Annotated in this window: 25 protein-coding genes; 12 read left to right on the top strand and 13 right to left on the bottom strand. The window is 71.3% G+C overall.

What is annotated here, in order from left to right:
• Nucleotides 1-132: 132 nt before the first annotated feature.
• Entirely contained in the window at nt 133-1,521 is a 1,389-nt protein-coding gene (locus tag Q5425_RS06865; RefSeq protein ID WP_308671240.1) for a lysine 2,3-aminomutase, read from the bottom strand.
• A 130-nt stretch (nt 1,522-1,651) separates the two neighbouring features.
• On the opposite strand from Q5425_RS06865, the gene Q5425_RS06860 reads away from it, so the two are divergent.
• The 4 genes from Q5425_RS06860 to Q5425_RS06845 are packed head-to-tail and all read left to right on the top strand — an operon-like array spanning nt 1,652 to nt 6,492.
• Entirely contained in the window at nt 1,652-3,247 is a 1,596-nt protein-coding gene (locus tag Q5425_RS06860; protein WP_308671239.1) for an amidohydrolase, read from the top strand.
• Nucleotides 3,248-3,258: 11 nt separating this feature from the next.
• Nucleotides 3,259-4,869 carry an apolipoprotein N-acyltransferase gene (lnt, locus tag Q5425_RS06855; protein WP_308671238.1) on the top strand — a complete coding sequence of 537 codons (1,611 nt, stop codon included), beginning with the start codon at nt 3,259-3,261 and terminating at the stop codon, nt 4,867-4,869.
• A 26-nt stretch (nt 4,870-4,895) separates the two neighbouring features.
• A complete protein-coding gene (locus Q5425_RS06850; protein ID WP_308671237.1) occupies nt 4,896-5,663 on the top strand; it encodes a polyprenol monophosphomannose synthase in 768 nt (255 codons plus the stop codon).
• A 40-nt stretch (nt 5,664-5,703) separates the two neighbouring features.
• Nucleotides 5,704-6,492: a PIG-L family deacetylase gene (locus Q5425_RS06845; RefSeq protein WP_308671236.1), complete on the top strand. Its 789-nt coding sequence runs from the start codon at nt 5,704-5,706 to the stop codon at nt 6,490-6,492.
• On the opposite strand, the gene Q5425_RS06840 is transcribed toward Q5425_RS06845, so the two are convergent.
• Nucleotides 6,425-7,174 (bottom strand): DeoR/GlpR family DNA-binding transcription regulator, encoded by a 750-nt coding sequence (locus Q5425_RS06840; protein ID WP_308671235.1) that lies wholly within the window; start codon nt 7,172-7,174, stop codon nt 6,425-6,427. The genes Q5425_RS06845 and Q5425_RS06840 overlap by 68 nt on opposite strands.
• 48 nt (nt 7,175-7,222) lie before the next feature.
• Between Q5425_RS06840 and Q5425_RS06835 the strand changes: the two genes are divergently transcribed.
• On the top strand, nt 7,223-7,831 hold the full coding sequence (locus Q5425_RS06835) for an NUDIX domain-containing protein (protein WP_308671234.1): 609 nt from the start codon (nt 7,223-7,225) through the stop codon (nt 7,829-7,831).
• A gap of 100 nt (nt 7,832-7,931) precedes the next feature.
• Here the strand turns inward: Q5425_RS06835 and Q5425_RS06830 are convergent, their stop codons facing one another.
• The 3 genes from Q5425_RS06830 to Q5425_RS06820 all read right to left on the bottom strand — a co-directional run bounded on the left by Q5425_RS06830 (nt 7,932) and on the right by Q5425_RS06820 (nt 10,692).
• Nucleotides 7,932-8,279 (bottom strand): RNA polymerase-binding protein RbpA, encoded by a 348-nt coding sequence (locus Q5425_RS06830; RefSeq protein WP_003081521.1) that lies wholly within the window; start codon nt 8,277-8,279, stop codon nt 7,932-7,934.
• Nucleotides 8,280-8,505: 226 nt separating this feature from the next.
• Nucleotides 8,506-9,270, bottom strand: a complete 765-nt coding sequence (locus Q5425_RS06825; RefSeq protein ID WP_308671233.1) for a thymidine kinase — start codon at nt 9,268-9,270, stop codon at nt 8,506-8,508.
• A 21-nt stretch (nt 9,271-9,291) separates the two neighbouring features.
• Nucleotides 9,292-10,692, bottom strand: coding sequence for an MFS transporter (locus Q5425_RS06820; RefSeq protein ID WP_308671232.1), 1,401 nt, complete (start codon nt 10,690-10,692; stop codon nt 9,292-9,294).
• Nucleotides 10,693-10,834: 142 nt separating this feature from the next.
• Between Q5425_RS06820 and Q5425_RS06815 the strand changes: the two genes are divergently transcribed.
• The gene (locus tag Q5425_RS06815; RefSeq protein ID WP_308671231.1) at nt 10,835-11,503 is read left to right on the top strand and encodes a transglycosylase family protein; all 669 of its coding nucleotides are present in this window, start codon (nt 10,835-10,837) and stop codon (nt 11,501-11,503) included.
• A gap of 44 nt (nt 11,504-11,547) precedes the next feature.
• Here Q5425_RS06815 and Q5425_RS06810 read toward each other — a convergent pair whose 3' ends face one another.
• On the bottom strand, nt 11,548-12,339 hold the full coding sequence (locus Q5425_RS06810) for a glycerophosphodiester phosphodiesterase (RefSeq protein ID WP_308671230.1): 792 nt from the start codon (nt 12,337-12,339) through the stop codon (nt 11,548-11,550).
• Between the two features lie 66 nt (nt 12,340-12,405).
• On the opposite strand from Q5425_RS06810, the gene Q5425_RS06805 reads away from it, so the two are divergent.
• Entirely contained in the window at nt 12,406-12,786 is a 381-nt protein-coding gene (locus Q5425_RS06805) for a hypothetical protein (protein WP_308671229.1), read from the top strand.
• Between the two features lie 133 nt (nt 12,787-12,919).
• On the opposite strand, the gene Q5425_RS06800 is transcribed toward Q5425_RS06805, so the two are convergent.
• The 5 genes from Q5425_RS06800 to Q5425_RS06780 all read right to left on the bottom strand — a co-directional run bounded on the left by Q5425_RS06800 (nt 12,920) and on the right by Q5425_RS06780 (nt 16,205).
• Complete coding sequence (locus Q5425_RS06800) at nt 12,920-13,900, bottom strand: tyrosine-type recombinase/integrase (RefSeq protein ID WP_308671228.1); 981 nt, start codon at nt 13,898-13,900, stop codon at nt 12,920-12,922.
• Between the two features lie 527 nt (nt 13,901-14,427).
• Nucleotides 14,428-14,868: an SRPBCC domain-containing protein gene (locus Q5425_RS06795; protein WP_308671227.1), complete on the bottom strand. Its 441-nt coding sequence runs from the start codon at nt 14,866-14,868 to the stop codon at nt 14,428-14,430.
• A gap of 2 nt (nt 14,869-14,870) precedes the next feature.
• Nucleotides 14,871-15,215 carry a metalloregulator ArsR/SmtB family transcription factor gene (locus Q5425_RS06790; RefSeq protein ID WP_308671226.1) on the bottom strand — a complete coding sequence of 115 codons (345 nt, stop codon included), beginning with the start codon at nt 15,213-15,215 and terminating at the stop codon, nt 14,871-14,873.
• Complete coding sequence (locus Q5425_RS06785; RefSeq protein WP_308671225.1) at nt 15,212-15,658, bottom strand: SRPBCC domain-containing protein; 447 nt, start codon at nt 15,656-15,658, stop codon at nt 15,212-15,214. The genes Q5425_RS06790 and Q5425_RS06785 overlap by 4 nt, the downstream gene beginning before the upstream one ends.
• Nucleotides 15,659-15,689: 31 nt before the next feature.
• Nucleotides 15,690-16,205: an N-acetyltransferase family protein gene (locus Q5425_RS06780; protein WP_308671224.1), complete on the bottom strand. Its 516-nt coding sequence runs from the start codon at nt 16,203-16,205 to the stop codon at nt 15,690-15,692.
• Nucleotides 16,206-16,248: 43 nt separating this feature from the next.
• Between Q5425_RS06780 and Q5425_RS06775 the strand changes: the two genes are divergently transcribed.
• Both Q5425_RS06775 and Q5425_RS06770 read left to right on the top strand, forming a co-directional pair.
• Entirely contained in the window at nt 16,249-16,812 is a 564-nt protein-coding gene (locus Q5425_RS06775; protein ID WP_308671223.1) for a helix-turn-helix domain-containing protein, read from the top strand.
• 51 nt (nt 16,813-16,863) lie between these two features.
• Complete coding sequence (locus Q5425_RS06770; RefSeq protein ID WP_308671222.1) at nt 16,864-17,676, top strand: MBL fold metallo-hydrolase; 813 nt, start codon at nt 16,864-16,866, stop codon at nt 17,674-17,676.
• Here Q5425_RS06770 and Q5425_RS06765 read toward each other — a convergent pair.
• Nucleotides 17,663-18,277, bottom strand: a complete 615-nt coding sequence (locus Q5425_RS06765; protein WP_308671221.1) for a TetR/AcrR family transcriptional regulator — start codon at nt 18,275-18,277, stop codon at nt 17,663-17,665. The genes Q5425_RS06770 and Q5425_RS06765 overlap by 14 nt on opposite strands.
• 22 nt (nt 18,278-18,299) lie before the next feature.
• On the opposite strand from Q5425_RS06765, the gene Q5425_RS06760 reads away from it, so the two are divergent.
• From Q5425_RS06760 to Q5425_RS06750, 3 genes are read left to right on the top strand one after another with little or no spacing between them, the layout of a single operon-like run.
• A complete protein-coding gene (locus Q5425_RS06760; RefSeq protein WP_308671220.1) occupies nt 18,300-18,755 on the top strand; it encodes an SRPBCC family protein in 456 nt (151 codons plus the stop codon).
• A gap of 44 nt (nt 18,756-18,799) precedes the next feature.
• Nucleotides 18,800-19,405: a TetR/AcrR family transcriptional regulator gene (locus Q5425_RS06755; protein WP_308671219.1), complete on the top strand. Its 606-nt coding sequence runs from the start codon at nt 18,800-18,802 to the stop codon at nt 19,403-19,405.
• Nucleotides 19,389-21,011 (top strand): acyl-CoA dehydrogenase family protein, encoded by a 1,623-nt coding sequence (locus Q5425_RS06750; RefSeq protein ID WP_308671218.1) that lies wholly within the window; start codon nt 19,389-19,391, stop codon nt 21,009-21,011. The genes Q5425_RS06755 and Q5425_RS06750 overlap by 17 nt, the downstream gene beginning before the upstream one ends.
• On the opposite strand, the gene Q5425_RS06745 is transcribed toward Q5425_RS06750, so the two are convergent.
• Nucleotides 21,008-21,499, bottom strand: a complete 492-nt coding sequence (locus tag Q5425_RS06745) for a pyridoxamine 5'-phosphate oxidase family protein (RefSeq protein WP_308671217.1) — start codon at nt 21,497-21,499, stop codon at nt 21,008-21,010. The genes Q5425_RS06750 and Q5425_RS06745 overlap by 4 nt on opposite strands.
• Nucleotides 21,500-21,559 lie beyond the last annotated feature (60 nt).

Raw genomic sequence — 21,559 nt, 5'->3', positions numbered from 1 at the left:
GGATCGGTCGCAACCGGTACTCACCGGCCCTGACCAGCTCAAACGTCTGAGACGGCCGAGGGGGCGCGCACGGCCCGGATCGGGCTTCGTGGCGCCCCCTTGGGTCTCGTCTTGGACGGTGGTGCACCGGCGTCAGTGGGAGCGGTTCGCCCACCAAGTCTGGCCGGCTTCGGGCAAGGTCGAGATCGGGTCGTAGTACGGGTACCGCCGCTGCAACGCCTCGGGGTCGTCGAGCTCGATGCCCGTCCGGTAGTTCTTCGTCCAGTACGAAATCCCCAGCTCACGGTCATATTCGGCCAGCTGGTGCACCCACCGCTTCCCGACGTAAGGCACGTCGCACACGATGCGCGGTGTCGCGTACCCCGGCAGGTACCCCATGATCGAGTGCTGCAGCTCCTGCGCCTCCCACACCGAAACCCGCCAGTGCTCGGCGTTGGGGATCATGTCGCACATATAAAAGTAGTACGGCAGGATGTTCGCTTCCCCTTGCAGGGCAAAACAAAGGTCCAGCAGCGCCGCCGGGGTCGCGTTCACCCCGCGCATGAGCACGCCCTGGTTGCGGACGTCGCGGACCCCCACGTTCAGCGCCGTCTGGGCGGCCTCCGCCACCAGCGGGGTCACCGACTGGGCGTGGTTGACGTGGGTGTGGATCGCCAGGTTGACGCCGCGGCGCTGGGCGGTCACCGCGACGCGCTCGAGGCCTTCGACGACCTTCGGCTGGAGCCAGTGCTGGGGCAGCGCCGCCAGTGCCTTCGTGGCCAGGCGGATGTCGCGGACCGTGTCGATGTCCATCAGGCGCATCAGGAACGACTCCAGCTGCGGCCACGGCACGTTGGCCACGTCGCCGCCGGAGACGACCACGTCGCGGACGCCCGGGGTCTTCTTCAGGTACGCGATCATCGCGTCCTGGCGGTCGACCGGCTTGAGCGTCAGCTTGTGCTTCTCGACCGTCTCGGTCGAGTTGCCGACGAGGTCCATGCGGGTGCAGTGGCCGCAGTACTGGGGGCAGGTCGAGATCATCTCGGCCAGCACCTTCGTCGGGTAGCGGTGGGTGAGGCCCTCCACCACCCACATCTCGGCCTCGTGCAGGGAGTCGCGCTCGGAGTGCGGGTGGCTCGGCCACGTGGTGTCACGATCGCTGTGCACCGGGAGCATGTACCGGCGGATCGGGTCGGCGTAGAAGGCCTCGGTCACCTTGGCCGGGTCGGTGCCCGCCGTCGGGGCCATCGTGTTGAGCATCTGCGGGGGCAGCAGCATCGACATGGTCGCCATCTCGCGCTGGTCGGCGAGCAGGTCGTCGTAGAAGCGCTCCTCCAGCAGGTCGCCCATCAGGGCGCGCAGCTGCTTGACGTTGCGGACGCAGTGCACCCGCTGCCACTGCGCGTCACGCCACTCGGCGTCGGTGACGTCGTGCCAGCCAGGAAAGCGGCGCCAGTCGGGTTCCACCAGCTCGGCGCGGGCGTACTCGTAGGGCTGGTCGAAGGCGGCGGCAGGCGTCACAGGTTCCTGGATCGCAGTCACTTGTACTCCTAGTCGTCGGGATAGCGTTAAAATATCCTGTCATAACGTTCTCACGGAGTAAATCTTCCTGCTTGCCGGGTCGTTGTCCCCCACGTGGAGGAAGGGCGCGACGGCGGGGGAGACTCAAGGCGTGACGGACGACAGCACGACGCTCCTGCTCGGCGGGCGCATCTACACCCCCGCCGGCCCGGACGCCACGGCGATGGCGGTCACCGGCGGCACCGTGGTCTGGGTCGGGCAGGACGCCCCGGCCCGCGCCCTGCACCCCGGCGCCCGGGTCGTCGACCTCGACGGCGCCTTCGTCGCGCCCGCCTTCGTCGACGCCCACGTCCACGCCACCGCCACCGGCCTGCACCTGACCGGCCTCGACCTCACCGGCGTCCGCAGCGGCGCCGACCTGCTGGCCCGCGTGCGCGACGCCGCCGCCGGAGGGCAGGTCCTGCTCGCCCACGGCTGGGACGAAACCACCTGGACCGACCCGCGGCTGCCCAGCCGCGCCGAGCTGGACGAGGCCGCCGGCGGCGCGCCCGTCTACCTCAGCCGCGTCGACGTCCACTCCGCGCTGGTCTCCACCGCCCTGGTCGAGCTGGCCCCGGCCGCCCGCGACGCCGACGGCTGGTCACCCGGCGGCCCGCTCACCCGCGCCGCCCACCACGCCGTGCGCGCGGCCGTGCGCGCCGCGATCACCCCGCAGCAGCGGGAACGCGCTCAGCGGGCCTTCCTCGCCGAGGCCGCGAAGCAGGGCATCGTGAGCGTCCACGAATGCGCCGGCCCGGACATCTCCGGCCGCGACGACCTCGCCGCCCTCCTCACCCTCGCCGGACCGGGCACACCCGAGGTCGTCGGCTACTGGGGCGAGCTCGGCGCCGTCGAGACCGCCCGCGCGCTCGGCGCCCGCGGCCTGGCCGGCGACCTGTTCGTCGACGGCGCCCTCGGCTCCCACACCGCCGCTCTCACGACGCCCTACGCCGACCACCCCGGCTCGGGCACGCGCTACCTCGACGCCCACCGCATCGCCGGGCACCTCGCCGCCTGCACCGAAGCCGGGCTGCAGGCCGGCTTCCACGTCATCGGCGACGCCGCGGTCGCGGAGGTCGTCGAAGGCTTCCGGCTGGCCGAGAAGGAGGTCGGGCAGCGCGCGCTCGCCGCCCGCCACCACCGGCTCGAGCACCTGGAGATGGTCACCGCCGAGCAGGCGAAGCAGCTGGCCGGCTGGGGCGCGGTCGCCTCGGTGCAGCCGCTGTTCGACGCCCTGTGGGGTGGTCCGGAAGGCATGTACGCCGAGCGGCTCGGCGCGGACCGCGCGGCCGGGCTCAACCCGTTCTCGGCGCTGGCCGCGGAAGGCGTCCTGCTGGCCTTCGGCTCCGACGCGCCGGTGACACCGCTGGACCCGTGGGCGAGCGTCCGCGCCGCGGCCTACCACCGGACCCCGGGCGCGGGCCTGTCCCCGCGTGCGGCGTTCACCGCCCACACCCGGGCCGGGCACCGGGCGGCCGGCGTCAACGACGGCATCACCGGCAGCCTCGTCCCGGGCGCGCCGGCGCACTACGCGATCTGGGACGCCACCGACCTCGTCGTGGCCACGCCCGACAGCCGCGTGCAGCGCTGGTCGACCGACCCGCGGGCCGGCGTGCCGCCGCTGCCCCGGCTCGAACCGGACGCCGCCCTCCCGCGCTGCCTGCGCACGGTCCGCGCGGGTGAAGTCCTCCACGACACCATCACCTAGAGTTCTCAGGCGTGGCAGTCACCGTGGCGGACCCCGAACCGGGCGCCCCGCACCAGCCCGCCCGCACGCGGCGGTTCCCCCGTGCCTGGCTGCTGCGCTCGGCCGCGGCGTGCGCAGCCGGATTCGCCTACTACCTGAGCTTCGCGCCGCGCCCGCTGTGGTGGCTCACGCCGCTGGCCTTCGCCGGGCTCGCCCTCGTGCTGCGCGGACGCCGGTTCCGGGCCGGTTTCGGCTACGGCTTCGCGTTCGGGTTCGTGTTCTTCCTGCCGCTGCTGACGTGGCTGCTGGACTTCCTCGGCCCGGACTTCGGCCCGTGGCCGTGGCTGGGCCTGTCGTTCGCGCTGGCGCTCTACCACGGCTTGGCGGGCGGGCTGATCACGCTGGTGTCCCGGCTGCCCGCCGCGCCGCTGTGGGGCGCGCTGGTGTTCATCGCGCTGGAGACGCCCCGCGCGTGGTTCCCCCTCGGCGGCTTCCCGTGGGGCCGGGTCGCGTTCAGCCAGCCCGAAGGCGCGTTCCTGCCGCTCGCCTCGATCGGCGGCGCCCCGCTGGTCGGCCTGGCCGTCGTCCTCACCGGGTTCGGCCTGGCCGCGCTCGCCGCCCGGCTGTGGGAAGTGCGCAAGCTCACCCGCCCGGTCGTCTTCGCCGCCGCCGGCACGCTGCTGCCCGTCGTCGCGGGTGTGGCGCTGTGGCCGTCGATCGGGACCGGCGCGCAGGACGGCGAGCTCACCGTCGCGACCGTCCAGGGCAACGCCCCGGACATCGGGCTCGCGCTGCAGGGGGAGCGGGCCCTGCTGCGCCGCAACACCATCGCCGAGAGCGAGCGGCTGCTGGCGGCCGTCCAGGCCGGGCGGGTCCCCAAGCCGGACCTGCTGGTGTGGCCGGAGAGCGCCACCACCGTCACCGGCCCGGACCCGCAGCTCGACCAGCTCGTGGCCACCTTCGGCGTGCCGGCGCTGATCGGGGCGCTCTACGCGCTCCCGGACGGGCACATCCAGAACTCCGTCATCGTCTGGGACCCGCACACCGGGCCCGGCGCCCGCTACGCCAAGCAGCAGCTGGTGCCCTTCGGCGAGTACGTGCCGGCCCGCAAGGTCGCCGAGCTCGTCACGCCGTTCCTCGACGCCGAGACCGTGGACATGGTCCCCGGTGACGGCGCGAACCCGGCGCCGGCCGTCGCGGGCACCAAGGTCGGCGTGTTCATCTGCTACGAGACCGCGTTCGACTACCCGGCCCGCGACGCCGTCCGCGCCGGTGCCGAGCTGCTGGTGGTGCCGACGAACAACGCGTGGTACGGCCGCAGCGAGATGAGCGTGCAGCAGCTGGCGATGTCGCGGCTGCGGGCGGTCGAACACGGCCGGTCCGTCGTGGTCTCGGCGGTGTCGGGGGTGAGCGCGTTCATCACCCCCGACGGGTCGGTGACCGCCTCGACCAGCCTTTTCACGGCGGACTCCCTGGTCGGGCGCGTCCCGCTGCGGACGCAGACTACGCTGTCGGATCGACTCGGTGCGTGGACGGAGTACGGGCTGCTGGCACTGGCGATCGCCGGGGTGGCCGGCGGGCTCGTGCTCCGTTTTCGCACCCGGCGCAGCAGCGCCGGCACGGCAGGGGAAGCGGCGGACTGACCGCCGCGGATATCGGAGGAGCACGGATGTCGCAGGCGCCGCGGGGGGCCCGGGGAATAGAGCCGGTGCTGGTGGTGATCCCGACGTACAACGAGCGGGAGAACCTCGGCCCGATCCTGGACCGCCTGCACAAGGTACTCCCGGACGTACACGTGCTCGTGGTGGACGACGGCAGCCCGGACGGCACCGGCGAGCTCGCCGACGAGCGCGCGGCGGCCAACGAGCACATCCACGTGCTGCACCGCACCGAGAAGGCCGGCCTGGGCGCCGCCTACATCGCCGGCTTCCGCTGGGGCCTGGCGCGGGAGTACAACACCATCGTCGAGATGGACGCCGACGGTTCGCACGCGCCCGAGGACCTGCCCCGCCTGCTGGACGCGGTCGGCGACGCCGACCTGGCGATCGGCTCGCGGTACGTGCCGGGCGGGGCCGTGGTGAACTGGCCGGTCAACCGCCAGGTCCTTTCCCGCGGCGCCAACATCTACTCGCAGGTCGCGCTGGGCATGCGCACCCGCGACATCACCGCGGGCTTCCGCGCCTACCGCCGTCCGGTGCTGGAGAAGCTGGCCCTGGACGAGGTCAACTCGCACGGCTACTGCTTCCAGATCGACCTCACGATCCGCACGGCCGACGCCGGGTTCGAGATCGTCGAGGTGCCGATCACCTTCACCGAGCGCGAGATCGGCGAGTCGAAGATGAGCGGCTCGATCATCCGCGAGGCGTTCCTGCGGGTGGCCAAGTGGGGCGTCGAGCGCCGCTGGCACCAGCTGCGCAAGCTCGTCAAGCGCGCTTGACACCTGCCGTTTTCGCCGGTTCTCGGCCATCATGGGGCCGATGACGACGATCGTGGCCTTCCACGCCCACGCCGACGACCCGGTCCTGCTCAGTGGCGGCACGCTGGCCCGCGCCGCGGCCGACGGGCACCGGGTGGTGGTCGTGGTGGCCACCGAGGCCGACGGGCACCCGACGCCGCGCTGGGCCGAGCTGGAGGCCGCCGCGGCCATCCTCGGTGTCCGGCGCGTCGTGCACCTGGGTTACGCCGACAGCGGCCACGGTCCCGTGCTGTACGCGGACCCGCCCGGACGGCAGCGCTTCGCCCGCGCGGACACCGAGGAAGCCGCCCACCGGCTCGCGGCCCTGCTGCACGAAGAGCGCGCCGACCTGTTGCTCGGTTACGACGGCAACGGCGGCTACGGGCATCGCGACCACGTGAAGGTGCACGAAGTCGCCCGCCGGGCGGCCCGGCTGACCGGGACGCGGCTGCTGGAGGCCACCCTGCCCCGCGACTTCGCGTTGCGGTTCGTGCGGGTGGTCCGGGCCCTGCGGATCCCGTTCGAGTACGACGTCGACGCGCTCGGCCACACCTACAGCCCGGCCTCGGCCATCACCCACCGGTTCGACGTGCGGCGCTTCGCCGCGCGCAAGCAGGCGGCGCTGGCCGCGCACGTGTCGGACGTGCGCGGGCGGGGGCGGCTCTCGGCGGTGCTGCGGGTGCTCGTGTGGCTGCCGGCGCCGCTGTTCGGGCTGGTGGCCGGCCGCGAGTGGTACGCCGAGGTCACGCCCGCAGCACCGGCACACCCCGGGCTGCAAGTTCCTGCACGTTCTGGTCGTCGGCGTCGGTGATGATCCCGGCAACGTCGGCGAAGGGCAGCACGGTGAACCGTGACGCCGCGCCGAGCTTCTCGGCGCTCGCCAGCACGTAGGTGTCGGCCGCGCGCCGGGCCAGGGTGCGTTTCATCGCCGCTTCGTCGGCGTCGCCGGTGGTCAGGCCGGCCTCGGGGTGGACGCCGGTGACGCCGAGCAGGAAGACGTCGGCGCTGATCGACTGGGCGGCCCCGGCCGCGGCCGCGCCGCAGGTGACCGCGGAGTGCCGGAACAGCCGCCCGCCCAGCAGGAACACCTCGATGCCGTGGTGGTCCAGCAGCGCGGCGGCGACGGTCGGGCTGTGCGTCACGACCGTGGCTTCGAGGTCGTGCGGGAGGGCCTTGGTGACGGCGAGCGTGGTGGTGCCGCCGTCGAGGATGACCGTCGATCCGGGTCGGACCAGCGCGGCGGCGGCCGCGGCGACCCGGTCCTTGCCGCCGACGGCGATGGCCGTCCGGCTCGCGTAGTCGGCGACGGCGGGGGAGACGGGCAGCGCACCGCCGTAGACGCGCTGGCAGAGCCCGGCCGCGGCCAGGTCGCGCAGGTCGCGGCGGATGCTGTCCTCGGAGACGCCGAGCTCGGCGGCGACGTCCTTGGCCAGCACCTTGCCGTCGGCGGCGAGCCGGGCGAGCAGCAGTTCACGGCGTTCCCCGACCAGCATGCACGATCCTCCTTGTTCTTTCCGATTCATGCACATTATGGTCGGGGTATGTCCTCTTCGACAAGCCTGTCCCGCAACCCGCGCGTCCGCGTCACCGACGTGGAGCTGCTGTCGTCGGCCTGGTACGTGCTGCGCCGCACGACGTTCGACTACCGGCACGCCGACGGCCGCTGGACGACCGAGCAGCGCGAAACCTACGACCGCGGCAACGGCGCGACGGTGCTGCTGTACGACCTCGAGGGCGGCACGGTCCTGCTGACCCGCCAGTTCCGCTACCCGGTCTACGTCAACGACCACCCGGACGGCATGTTCGTCGAGACGGCGGCCGGCCTGCTGGACGCCGACGACCCGGAGACGGCGATCCGCCGCGAAGCCGAGGAAGAAACCGGTGTCCGCATCGGTGAGCTGCAGCACGTCTTCGACGTCTACACGAGCCCGGGCTCGGTGACCGAACGCCTGCACTGCTACGCCGCACCCTACGACCCGGCCGCCCGCGGCGAAGGCGGCGGGCTCGCGGAAGAGGGGGAGGACATCGAAGTGCTCGAGCTCCCGTTCACCAAGGCACTGGAGATGATCGGGACGGGCGAGATCGCGGACGCCAAGACGATCATGCTCCTGCAGTGGGCCGCCCTGACCGGCCCGTTCCGCGCCGGCTGACCCGTCCCGGAAAGGGGCAACCGAAAGGCCCCCGCGGGGGGAGGTCGCGGGGGCCTTTCGTGGTGGTGAGAGCTTGGCTACTGAGCCGAGGTCCGGAGGGTTACGCCGACCGGGAAGTCCGGCGGCCCTTCAGCTCGGCGAGACGTTCGTTGAGCAGATCCTCGAGCTCGGGGATCGTGCGCCGCTCGAGCAGCATGTCCCAGTGGGTGCGCGGCGGCTTGACCTTCTTCTGCTCGGGCTGCCCGCCATCGACGATCTCCGATTCGCTCCCGTGCAGGCGGCACTCCCAGACCGTCGGGATCTCGGCGTCGTCGGAGAACGGCACCTCGAACTCGTGGTTCTTCGGGCAGGCATAGCGCACGGTGCGGCGTGGGGCGAGGTCGTGGTTGCGGTCGGTCTCGTAGCTGACCGCTCCCAGCCGGCTTCCACGAAGAACACGGTCGGCCATAGTGGGGTCCTTTCAGTCAGCTCCGGGGTGGAGCCAGGGTGATGCTCACCCTATGCAACGACCCGGGGTCCCGGAGGATTCCCGGGACACCATGTCGTTGCTCACGATGAGCTGCGTCACCCGCCTGCAACAGCTTCCACTAGTAGGAGGCAGTTCGCGCTCCGGCGTGACGTCAATACGGCCTTCTTAGTGCTGATATCCCCCGGATGGGCTACTCGCGCCTCAGTCAGGTCAACCGTAACTGACCGTGATGAGCAGTAACCGGCCCCAAGTCACCCGATCGAAAGTGGCGGCGACACAATACCTGATAACGCACCGTAGCGAACTCGGCCTCAAAACGTGCTGAAGCTGAAGTTTCAACTACGGATTGTTCGGTATCTGCCACCACCACCGTATCGCCCTCGCGCACGACCTCGCCGTCGACCACCCGCGCGTTGAACCGCCCGGGCAGCCCGCACCAGCACAACACCTCCACCTGAACCGGCTGCAGCTCGTCCGCCAGTTCGAACAGACGAGCGGCCCCCGGGAACAACCGGCTCCGGAAGTCCGTGGCGATCCCGAAGCAGTAGACGTCGATCTCGACCCCGTCGGCCAGCTCCGCCAGCTGGTCGACCTGACCGGGGGAGAGGAACTGCGCCTCGTCCACCACGACGTAGTCCACGTGCTGCCCCCGCGCCCACTCCTGGCGCACCAGCTCCCGCACGTCGGTGTCCTCGCCGACCTCCACCGCCTGCCGGGTCAGCCCGATCCGGCTGGAGATCTGCGGCGCCCCCGACCGGTCGTGGCGCACCAGCACCAGGCCCCGGCGGCCCTGTCGCGCGTGGTTGTGGTCGATCTGCAGCGCCAGGGTCGACTTCCCGCAGTCCATCGGCCCGTAGCAGAACTTCAGCCTGCCCACCGGCGGCGTCCCACGGCGCGAACCGGCCGCGGGGACCGACGAGAGAGCGTCCGTGGGATCGGAACCGGCGGCTTGGTCGTTGAGCAAGGTCACGACGCCCGACCCTATCGGTGCTTACAGAACCTCCGGCGGACGGTTGCCCGCCGCCACGATCGCCCGCCGCACCGGCACCAGCCACACCAGCACCAGCCCCACCGCGAAGAAGATCACCAACGCCACGATGGCCAGCCGGAACGACCCCGTCGCCTGCCCCACCCCGGCGAACACCAGCGGCCCCAGCCACGACGTCCCCCGCTCACCCACGACGTAGAGCGAGTAGTACTGCGCGTCCTTGCCCGCCGGGATCATCTGGCTGAACAGCGACCGCGACAACGCGTTCGTCCCGCCCAGCACCAGCCCGATCCCGACCGCCACCGCCAGGAACTGCAGCATCTGCTTCGGCTGCACGAAGTACGCCCCGCCCAGCACCACGATCCACAGCACCAGGCTGCCCAGGATCGTCCGCTTCGCCCCGATCCGCCGCGCCACCAGCCCGTGCAGCGTGCCACCCAGGTACGCCACGAACTGGATCACCAGGATCGTGACGATCAGCACCTCGTTGCCGAACCCCAGCTCGTCCTTCCCGTACTGCGCCGACACCGTCACCACCGTGTTGATCCCGTCGGTGAAAACCAGGTAGCTGCCCAGGAACGCCAGCGTCAACGGGTACGCCTTCGCCGCCACCAGCGTCTGCCGCAGCTCCGCGAACCCCGCCCGCAGCACCGACCGCCCCGGCGCCACGTCCACCGGCGTGTGCCGGCGGGGGAGCGCCCGCACCGCCGGGAAGGTGAACGCCGCCCACCACAACCCCGAGGTCAGGAAGCAGATCTGCACCGCGAGGTCCTTGTCCACCCCGAAGCTGTCGTGCTTCAGGTAGAACACCAGCTGCAACGCCAGCGCCAGCCCACCGCCCAGGTACCCGAACGCCCAGCCCCTCGCCGAAATGCCGTCCCGCTCGTCCGGCCCGCCGATGTCGGCCAGGAACGAGTAGTAGACGACCAGCGAACCGCCGTAGCCGATGTTGGCCACGATGAACAGCGCCGCACCCAGCTGCCAGTCCGACCCCGTCAAGAAGAACATCGCCGCCGCGGCCGCCGCACCCAGGAACGCGAACCCACCCAGGATCCGCCGCTTGTGGTGACTGCGATCGGCCACCGCCCCCGCGATCGGCAGCACCAGCACCTGCACGACCGTCGCCACCGACAGCAGGTAACCCCACACCGAACCGGCCGGGAAGTGCAGCCCGAACAACGACACGTCGCAGTGCTGCAGCGTGTCCGGCTGCCCCGCCGCGTCGACACACGGCCGGTCCCCGTTAAGGGTGAAGTTCCGCTTCGCGTCCTCCGCCGCGATCGGGCTCATCGACAGCGCGCCGAACACCGTCGTCGTCGACGAATAGAACGGCGAATTCGCCCAGTCGTAGAAATACCAGCCCCAGCGCTCGCGCCTGGTCGAGCGCGTCCCGGCCAGCGTCATCCACGGCTCCTCACCTCGGGAAATTCCAGGTCAGCGCGGAGACTACTGGGCAGACACCGGCACCGGTGACCACACCACCGAAAAGCGTGTCCGGTTTGTCGCTTCTGTTGTGGCCACCGGGACACGCTCCTACTGTGCACCCATGATCCAGCACCGCCGACGCACCGTGGCGAGACTCCTGCTCCTCGCCCTCGCCGCCGTGGGGCTGCCGCTCACCACCCCCGCCGTCGCCGCCGCGGACCCCGCGTCGAGCGCCTGGGCCAAGCTCCGCATGTGCGAGTCGAGCAACCGCTACGCCACCAACACCGGCAACGGCTACTACGGCGCCTACCAGTTCGACCTGCCCACCTGGCGCAGCGTCGGCGGAAAAGGCCGCCCCGACCAGGCCACCCCCGCCGAACAGGACTACCGCGCCCTCTACCTCTACCGCATGCGCGGCTGGCAACCCTGGCAGTGCGCCGGCATGCTCAAGCTCCCCGGCGACGCCGACGCCCGCAGCAAACGCGTCCCCACCTACAGCGAATCCGCCTACATCGGCGGGGGCGGCCAGCCCACCCCACCCCCCGGCCCCGGCGGCCCCAAACCCGCCTGGCCCGGCGTCGTCTACCGCTACGGCGACTGCGCCGACCCCCTCAAAACCTTCCAGCTCCGCATGAACGCCTTCGGCTACGGCTTCACCGGCACCGGCTGCTACCTCGAAAAGACCCGCACCGCCGTCCTCGACCTCCAGCGCGCCAACGGCATCAAGGACAGCGGCCTCCTCGGCCCCAAGACCTGGGAAGCCGCCTGGACCGGCAAACCACCCCGCTGACCCGCGTCGTGAGTGGTAAAGCGGGTGCTAACCGGCTTTACCACTCACGACTCCTGGGACTGCTGCCACGCACCCCGCTCGACCAGCACCTCACGCAGCAGATCCGGCCGGTCCGTCACGATCCCGTGCACCCCGAGATCCAGCAGCCTCCGCATCTCCGCCGGATCGTCGATCGTCCACGTGTGCACCTCGATCCCCGACCGCCCCGCGATCGACAGGAACGCCTTGTCCACCACCCGCAACGCCCCCTGCCGCACCGGCACCTGAGCCATCGCCCCCAGCACCAGCCGCCCCAGCGGCAGCAACGGCAGCTTCCCCCGCGCCCACAACGCCAGCGCCGACCGCGGCCCCATCGCCGTCACCAGCCTCGGACCCGCCAGCTTCCGCAACCGCACCAGCCGCGCATCCGAAAACGCCGCCCCCGCCACCCGGTCGAACGCCTTCGCCCGCTCCAGCACCCGCACGAACGGCTCCACCGCCCGATCGGCCTTCACGTCCACGTTGAACCGCGCGTCCGGCAGCTCCTCCAGCACGTCCTCCAGCCGCGACAACGGCGCCTTCCCACCCACCTTGACGTGCTTCAGCTGCTCCCACGTCTGCATCGCGATCGGCCCGGTGCCATCGGTCGTCCGGTCCAGGTGCGGATCGTGGTGCACCACCACCACCCCGTCCGCCGTCGCGTGCACATCCGTCTCCAGGTACCGGTACCCCTCCGCACACGCCCGCTTGAACGCCGGCAACGAGTTCTCCAGCCCCTCGAGCTCACCGAGGTGCCACCCCCGGTGAGCGAAGGCGCGGGGGAGCGGATCGGCCAGGTACGGGAACGACGCGTGCATCCCCCAAGTGTGCACTTCCGCCATGACCCCGGCATGAGCAAACGATGGCCAGCTAGGGTCTCCCGGGTGAGGGAAGCCGCCGAACTGACCCAGCCGACCACGATCGAACTCGCCCCGGCCCGCCGAGGCGCCCCCAAGCACTGCGGCTGGTGCGGACGACGCCTCCCCGAAGGCGGCAACGTCGGCCGCCGCCGCCGCTACTGCGGCCAATCCTGCCGCCAGCGCGCCTACGAACGCCGGACCGCACTGCAGCGCAGCGGCCTGCCCGAGGACGCCGTCGTGCTCTCCGACACCGAGATCGCCGCCCTCCAGGACCGGCTGTTCCAGCTCCGCTGCGCCGCGGAAGACATCGTCACCGCCGCCGACGACGGCGCCGACGTCCGCGAACTCCGCGGACTGGCCGAGGAAATCGCCCGCGCCGCCAAGGACCTCGAACAGCTCCGCTGATCACCCGCACGGGGGAGAAGGCCGCTCGCTGGCCGGGCCCCGCCGCAAGCACCGCCGCGCCGGCCGGCCGTGAACGAACCATCTCGTCCGTTCCGCGTGCGCCGGGCATGGACAGCCCGCACTCGCGCCGCCCTCAGTCCAAGCCGTCCAACGCCCGGTAAGTCCGGTTGCTCGCCGCCGCCGCGCGCTGCTCCCGGCCCGTCGCCTCGATGTAGTTCTGGCTCGTCGCCAAGCTCGCGTGCCCCAGCAACGCCATGATCTCCGACGCCGTCGCCCCGTCCTCCGCCAACCGCGTCGCGAACGTGTGCCGCAACGCGTGCAGATTCGCCCCCACCGGCACCCGGTCGTGCAACCCCGCACCCCGGTAACACGACTTCACCAAGTACTCCAGCGCACCCCGCCCGATCGGCTCACCCGACCGATCCAGCAACAACCGCGAACCAGGGGAGAACCGCACGTTCGGGAACCGCACCCGGCACGACTCCCGGTACCGCCCGATCAGCTCCGCCAGCACCGGCTGCACCGGGATCGACCGATCCCGGCTGCCCTTCCCCGTCACGTGCAACCGCAGCTCACCGGCGCGCCCCACCAGCGACCGCGACGTCAGCGCCCGCATCTCCGCCGCCCGCAACCCCGCCACCAGCCCCAGCGCGATCACCAGCACGTCCCGCTCCGGCCACGGATCCCGCGCCCGCCGCGAACCCGCGGCCGCCGCCGACAGCAGCTGCTCCGGGGTCTCCTCACCCCGCAACGGTTTCGGCGTCAACGCCGGCGTCCGCGGCCGCGCCACCGCGCCCATCGGGTTGCCGGCCAGCAGCCCGTCGGCCACGCAGAACGTGAGGAACTGGTTCCACGTCGACCACGCCCGCAGCACCGAGCTCTTCGCGTGCCCGTCCGCGAACGCGCCGAACACCGACCGCAGCGCCGGCCCGGTGAGGTCGGCGACCTCCAGGTCCTCGGCCGGGCGCCCGAGCTCCGAAACCAGGAGAGCGGTAATGCCGGCGAGATCGCGGCGGTAGGCGTCGGTGGTGTGCGGGGAGTCCTTGCGCGGACGGCGGGCAGCGAAGAAGGCTTGCTGGGCCTCGGAAACCTTCATGTGGATCTTGTACCGCACACCACCGACAGTTTCCGCACCCGGCTCGGAACCCGGCTTTTCATGCATAATTGCCATTATGCATGAAAAGCCGGTGTGACCCAGGTTCTTCCCCCTGGGGGACACGGAACTCTCCGGAGGCCGTTTCCGGCCCCTTGAGTGCCCCGGCGGGGCATGCGTACACATGTTCGACAGCGACTGACGTCAGCGACCTGGGGGTCCGGGCAGTGTCATGAATCGAGCGTCGCCATCTGTGCCGCGACGGCGAATCCACTCACAGAAACGTCCGCCAGTTTCGTCACCGTGACGTTTTAGGGTCGAGTGGAAGGACCTCGAGTCCACGTCCTTCAGGGGATGCTCTCACGGCCCGCAGAGCGTCCCGAGAGGCTCACCCGTCGGCGGCCCATCGCGCAAACCCTCTCAGGAGCCGTCCTGGCGAAGCGAACCCTTCCGCCAACCAGGCAGTCCGACCTGCGTTCGTCCGCCCCTCTCGGCCCTCGGTCCAGCACGTCACGAAGTGCCGATAATGTACATTATGTCAAGTAACGTCAGTGCCAGTCGCTGATCATCACGTCCCGCGGTGCCGGAGCGCCCTCCCCGGTCTCCACAAGCTGTTTGAGGCTCATCAGGTAGATCGCCCACTTGGTGCTGCAGTGGTGCATGAACTCGCCCGCCTCGCGCCAGTCTTCGTGCTTGAACAGGACGATCGTGTAGTCGCCGCGCTGTTCGAGTTCCCAGCGGATGGTCGTGCCGATCCACTCCGGCGGGCCGTCGACGACCTCCCAGCGGACGAGCCGGCCCGGGTCGAGTTCGAGGACCTTCATGTCGAAGCCGCCCGGGATGAAGCGGAACGCGATGACGCCGCCGGGTTCGGTGTCCCCTACGGTTTTCTCGGTCCACCAGCCGGCGAGGCCGTCGATCGTCGTGATGGCTTCGTAGACCTTGTCCGGCGTGGCGTGGTGGATGCCGATGCGGTGCAGGATGTCCATTTTCACCGGTTCCTTTCGGTGGTTTGCTCGATGGTTTCGGCGATGCGCTTGATGCGGCGCAGGCGGGCGTCCCAGGTGTTGCCGACGTCGGCGAGCTGGGCGACGGCGCGGGCGAGCTGGGTTTCGTCGACGCGGAACTGTTTTTCACGGCCGGCGCTGTGGGCGTGCACGAGTCCGGCGCGGTCGAGGACGGCGAGGTGCTTGGCGACGGCTTGGCGGGTGACCGGAAGGTGTTCGCTGAGGCTGGTGGCCGTGCCGCTCCCCTCGTTCAGCAGCAAGTCGAGCATGCGGCGGCGGGTGGGGTCGCCGATGGCGGACCAGAGGTCGTCGTCGACGGTGGTGCTCACCGGGTGGCTCCGACCTTGGCGGCGTAGGCGGGCAGGCGGGGCAGGAAGTGGTCCCAGCCGCTGGCGTGGTCGGTGTATTCGGCGGCGATCTTGGCTTCGTCCCAGCCGCGTTCGCGGAAGCCGGTTTCGGTCATGCGGAGGCGGGTGCCGGTGCCGGCGGGTTCGAGTTCGAAGACGACGAGGAAGGAGTTGCCGGGTGCGGCGGTCTCCCCTTCGGCGTGGGTCCAGCGGAAGGAGAAGAGTTTCGGGGGGATGGCGTCGACGACGGTGAACTGGACCCAGGAGCCGCCGAAGCCGATGCGTCCCGCTCCCCCGGGTTCGGCGGGGTATTCGGCTTCGTCGGGCCACCATTCGCGGAGGTGCTGGGGGCTGCTGACGACGTCGAAGACGACGTCGGGGGTGGCGTCGATGTGGATTTCGCGGTCGAGTGTGCCGTGTTCCATGCTTGCTCCTCGTGCAACGTTTGGTTGCGTTTCACGTTAGCTCGCCGGGCGCTGATGTGCAACCTTCAGTTGCGCGAAGGTCCTTCTGGACCCAGGCGACGTCGCGCCAGGCGCCGTGCTTCCAGCCGACGCGGCGGTAGACGCCCGCGGGCTCGAACCCGAGGGCGCGGTGGAGTCCGGCGCTGGCGTCGTTCGGCAGGGTCATGCCGGCGAAGGCTTGGCAGAACCCGCGTGCGCGCAGCCGTTCGAAGAGTGCTTCGTAGAGTGCGCGGCCGGCGCCGGTGCGGCGGCGGCCTTGTTCGAGGTAGATGCTCGTTTCGCAGGACCAGCGGTAGGCGGCGCGTTCGGCGAAGCGGGTGGCGTAGGCGTAGCCGGCGATCCTCCCCTGGTCTTCGAGGACGAGCCAGGCGTGGGCGCCGGTGATGCGGCGGGCCATTTCGCCGGCGTCGGGTGGTTCGGTTTCGAAGGAGACGGCGGTGTCGGTGACGTAGGGCGCGTAGAGGGCGGCGCAGGCGGTGGCGTCGTGGGTGGTGGCGTGTCGGATCATGGCTCACATGGTAGCCACAATGACTCGTATAGTATCCAGAGTCATGACCGATCCCCTGACTGCCCGTCTGGCCGCCACCGTGCACGCCGCCCGGACGTCTCAAGGCCTCTCGGCCGCGGCGCTCGCCGACCGGTCGGGGGTGTCGCGGGCGATGATCGGCAAGATCGAGCGGGGTGACGTCCAGCCGACGGCGGCATTGCTGGCGAAGCTGTCGGCCGCGCTGGGCCTGACGCTGTCGGAGCTGATCGCGCGGGCCGAGGGTGACGAGCGGCGGCTGGTGCGGGCGGCGGAGCAGCCGGTGTGGGTGGATCCGGACACCGGGTACCGGCGGCGGTCGGTCTCCCCCGCGGCCGGCCGTCCGCTGGAGCTGGTGGAGGTGGAGCTGCCGCCGGGGGCGGAAGTGCCGCTGACGTCGGGGACGTATGCGTTCCTGCACCAGCAGATCTGGGTGCTGGCGGGCCACTTGCGGTTCCACGAGGGGGCGCAGGTGCACGAGCTGGACGCCGGGGACTGCCTGCAGCTGGGGGCCGCGGCGGACTGTGTGTTCGCGAACCCGGGACCGGTGCCCTGCCGGTATCTGGTGGCGCTGGTGAAGCGGGGTACTTGAGCCGGAGTACCGTCGCGCGGTGATCGGTGACCGACGAGCGGAAGGAACCCCGTGCTGAGGCAGGTCGCGGCGGGTGTGCTGGTCCACGAGAGCGAGTTCTGCCGGAGCAACGCCGTCGTCGTGCTCGGCGGGGACGGCGTGCTGCTCGTCGATCCCGGGGTGCTCGGCCGTGAGATGGAGTGCCTCGCGAACGACCTGCGCGAGCTGGGCCGGCCGGTGGTGGCGGGGTTTTCCACGCATCCGCACTGGGATCACCTGCTCTGGCACCCGTCGTTGGGTGAGGTGCCGCGTTACGGTACGGCCGGCTGTGCGGCGACCGTCCGGGAGCGGTTGCCGGACGCGCAGGCGAAGGCCCGGGTCACCGGGCTGATGCCGCCGGACATCGTCGAGGAGGTTCCGCTGGGCCTGCTCGGCTTGGTCACCGGTCTGCCTGCCGATGCGGCGCGGGTTCCGTGGGACGGTCCCGGAGTCCGGATCGTGGGGCACCGGGCGCACGCGCCGGGGCACGCGGCGCTGGTGATCGAGGAGCAGGGGGTGCTGGTCGCCGGGGACATGCTGTCCGATGTCCTGATCCCGATGCTCGACCTGAGCGGCGCCGCGGATCCGATCGAGGACTACCTCGCCGCGCTGCGGTTGTTCGAGGGCGTGGCGGGCGAGGTCGGTGTGGTGGTCCCCGGGCACGGGTCCGTCGGTGGTGCCGGTGAGGTGCGGGCGCGGATCGACCGGGACCGGGCGTACGTCCACGGTCTGCGCGAGGCCGCTGGTTCCGGTGATCCGCGGCTCGGCCCGTCGGCGGCGTTCGGGCGGGATTGGCTGCCCGGCGTGCACGAACGGCAGCGCCGGCAGCTGATCACCGGGGAGTGAGCCGGAGTGCGGCGACGGCGTGGTCGGTCCACGCCGCGAGGAAGCGGTCCGGGTCGAGGTCGCCCGGGGTGTGTCCGATGAGGACGTCGAGGATCGGGTAGTAGGTCAGTGCGGCGACGAGCACCGCGGCGGTCGCTTCCGGGTCGGTGACGTCGGCTTTGCCCTGGTCCCGCAGGGTGGTGATCCAGGCGGTGCCGCGGCGGTAGACGGTGGCGACGACGGCTTGCCACATGGCTTCGAACAGGTCCGGGAAGCCGGTGAATTCGCGGATCATCAGGCGGATGAGGTCGCGGTCGGCGGCCATGAAGGCCCAGACGACGTCGGCTAGCACGCGCAGCGCTTCGCGGGGGTCGTCGGGGAGCTGGGCGTCGGCGGTTTCGGCGGTGCGGGCGGTCAGGCGCGCGAGGTTGTCGTGGACCGCGGCCTCGAGGACGGCGGCTTTGGACGGGAAATGCTTGTAGAGCGCGCCGCTGCCGGGGTGCAGGCCGCAGGCGGTCTGGATGTCGGCGACGGAGGTGGCGTCGTAGCCGCGGGTGGCGAAGAGGTGGACGGCTTCGTCGAGGATGCGCCGGCGGGTGAGGCCGGGGGTTGTTCGAGCCATAGTGAGAAACTACTCTCTTTCTATGGTGGAAGTGACCGTGGAAGAGACCGTGGGGTGCACTCCGGAGGCCTTCCTGGCGCTGGTCATGGACCCGCGGCGGTACGCGGAGGTCGACCGCAAGCTGGGCCGGATCGATTGGGTGCGCTCCGACGGTGCCGTGACCGAATTCCGGTTCCGCTCGGCGCTGCCCGGGCTGGGGCGGGGGCCGAAGGTCGTGTCCCGGATGACGCTGACCCCGGGCCGGCGGGTGGACGTGCGGTTGCCCGACCGGCCGGAGAACCGGCTCGCGCGCCGGGTTTCGACGTTCGAGGCGCACTTCGAGTGTGTGCCGGTGGACGGCGGGATCCGGGTGCGGCGGCGGATCGCGTTCGGGTTCGCCGCTCCCCTGCGCTGGCTGGCGGAGCCGGTGCTGCGGCGGAAGCTGCGCGCGGACGTGGAGGCCGGGGTGCGGGGGGCCAAGCGGCTGCTGGAGCATTGACGGGAGTATTGCTGAAGCAATGAATCAGTGCTTCACTTCTTGACGTGCCCTACCGCCGCACCCCGAAGGTGCAGGAACGCCTCGACGCCCAGCGGGAGACGATCGTCGCCGCCGCGACGCGCCAGCTGGCCGAACACGGCTACAGCGGCTGCTCCGTCGCCGCGGTCGCCGAACGCGCCGGTGTGGCCGTGGGCAGCGTCTACCGGCACTTCCCCACCAAGGCCGATCTGGTGGTGCACGTGTTCCGGCAGGTCGTGACGCGAGAAGTGGCCGCGGTCCGTGCGGCGTCCGCGGCGCCGGGTGAGCCCGCCGAACGGGTGCTGGCCGTGGTCGAGACGTTCGCCCAGCGCGCGCTGAAGGCCCCGAGGCAGGCCTATGCCTTGCTGGCCGAGCCGGTCGACGCGCTGATCGACGCCGAGCGGCTGGAGTTCCGGCGGGCGTTCACCGAGGTGGTCGCCGAGCACGTCACCGCCGGGGTGGCGCAGGGCGCGCTGCCGCCGCAGGACGGCCGGCTGACGGCCGCCGCGCTGGTGGGCGCCGCCGCCGAGGTCTTGATCGGCCCGTTGACCAGCGGCAACGCCGGTGACGTCGCCGAGCTTCGCACGTTCGTCATCCGCGCTCTAGGAGGTTCCGATGCCCGCCACGCATGAGGTCACCAACCAGGTCCCGCCGCTGGCGGGGCACGACGTCGCCGACGACCCGGCGCTGCTGGCCGGGCTCGAGCGGGCCGGCGCGGGCTGGGTCGCCGATGAGCTGCACGAGCTGGGCCGGCGGGCCGGGAGCGAGCAGGCGCAGGAGTGGGGCCGGCTGGTCAACGAGAACGAGCCGGTGCTGCGCACGCACGACCGGTACGGCCACCGGGTCGACGAGGTGGAGTTCCACCCGTACTGGCACGAGCTGATGGGGGTCGCGGTGGCGCACGGCCTGCACGGCACCCCCTGGCGGGATTCCCGCGAGGGCGCGCACGCGGCGCGGGCGGCGAAGTTCTACGTCTGGGGTCAGGTCGAGGCCGGGCACAGCTGTCCGATTTCGATGACGTACGCGGCGATTCCGGCGTTGCGGGCGAACCCGGAGCTGGCGGCGCGGTACGAGCCGCTGCTGGCGGCGACCGAATACGACTTCGGGCTGCGCGAACCGGGCAGCAAGCGCGGCCTGATCGCGGGCATGTCGATGACGGAGAAGCAGGGCGGTTCCGACGTCCGGGCCAACACGACGACGGCGAGCCCGAGTGCGGACGGCAGCTACACCCTCGTCGGGCACAAGTGGTTCACCTCGGCGCCGATGTCGGATCTGTTCCTGACGCTGGCGCAGGCACCCGGTGGGCTTTCGTGCTTCCTGCTCCCCCGCGTCCTGCCGGACGGTTCGCGCAACCCGATCCGGTTGCAGCGGCTGAAGGACAAGCTCGGCAACCGGTCGAACGCGTCGTCGGAGATCGAGTACGACCACGCGGTGGGCTGGCTGGTCGGCGAGGAGGGCCGCGGGGTCCGCACGATCATCGAGATGGTCAACAACACCCGGCTGGACTGCACGCTGGGCAGCGCGTCCGGGATGCGGCTGGGCGCGGTGCGCGCGGTGCACCACGCGACCCACCGGCACGCGTTCGGCAAGGCGCTGGTGGACCAGCCGCTGATGGCGAACGTCCTGGCTGACCTGGTGCTCGAGTCGGAAGCGGCGACGACGGTGGCGATGCGGCTGGCCGCGGCGGGCGACCGGCCCGGCGACGCCGGTGAGCGGGCGTTCCGGCGGCTGGGGCTGGCGGTGTCGAAGTACTGGGTGTGCAAGCGGGCGCCGATGCACGCGGCCGAGGCCCTGGAGTGCTTCGGCGGCAACGGGTACGTCGAGGAGTCGGGCATGCCGCGGCTCTACCGGGAGGCGCCGCTGTCGTCGATCTGGGAGGGTTCGGGCAACGTCGCCGCGCTGGACGCGTTGCGGGCGATGGGCCGGCAGCCGGAGTCGGTCGCGGCGTTCTTCGCCGAGGTCGAGCAGGCCGCCGGGGCCGATGCCCGGCTGGACGACGCCGTGGACCGGCTCCGCAAGGAGCTGACCGACCTCGACGGCATCGAGTACCGGGCGCGGCGGCTGGTGGAGTCGATGGCGCTGGTGCTGCAGGGGTCGCTGCTGGTCCGCCACGGTCATCCGGCGGTCGCCGACGCGTTCTGCGCCTCCCGCTTCGGCGGCGACTGGGGCATCGCGTTCGGCACGCTCCCGGCCGGCGTCGACACGGGAGCGATCATCGAGCGCGCCGTGGTCCGCTAGCCGCGGCCGGCCCGCTGCTTGACCAGTTCCTCGACGGCGCTGGGCAGGGTCTCTTCGAAGTCGATGAGCTTCGCCCAGGTCGGGGTGATGACGATGCGGACCATGCCGTCGTAGAGCGAGCGGACTTCGCGTTCCCACTCGACGCGTTGCTCGGGGCTCATCTCGTAGCTGCCGTTCAGCTGCAGGTACTCCTGCGGGATGCCGTCGACGACGTCGAGTTCCGCGTGGCCGCGCAGGAGCAGGATCTTGGGTGGGTGCACCTCGGTGTCGATGGTCAGGGCGACCGCGGGGTTGGCGCGCAGGGACGGCAGTTTCGGGGCGTTCTTCGTCGTGCACAGGACGATCTGCGAGCCGTTCCAGGTGAAGGCGATGGGGATGCTGCGCGGGGTGCCGTCCTGGGCGACGTAGGCGAGCCGGGTCAGGTCGCGGGCGAGCAGTTCGCGGCTGAGCGGCTTGGCGAGGACCTCGGCGATCTCGGTCGGCTGCATGGTGGTCTCCTTCTCGGGGCGTGGCCTCCTGATGTCCCCGGGACGGAGCCGGCGGCGCGT

It is taken from the genome of Amycolatopsis sp. A133, from assembly GCF_031082405.1.
GTDB lineage: Bacteria > Actinomycetota > Actinomycetes > Mycobacteriales > Pseudonocardiaceae > Amycolatopsis.
This window is presented reverse-complemented; position numbering and strand designations above follow the sequence as displayed.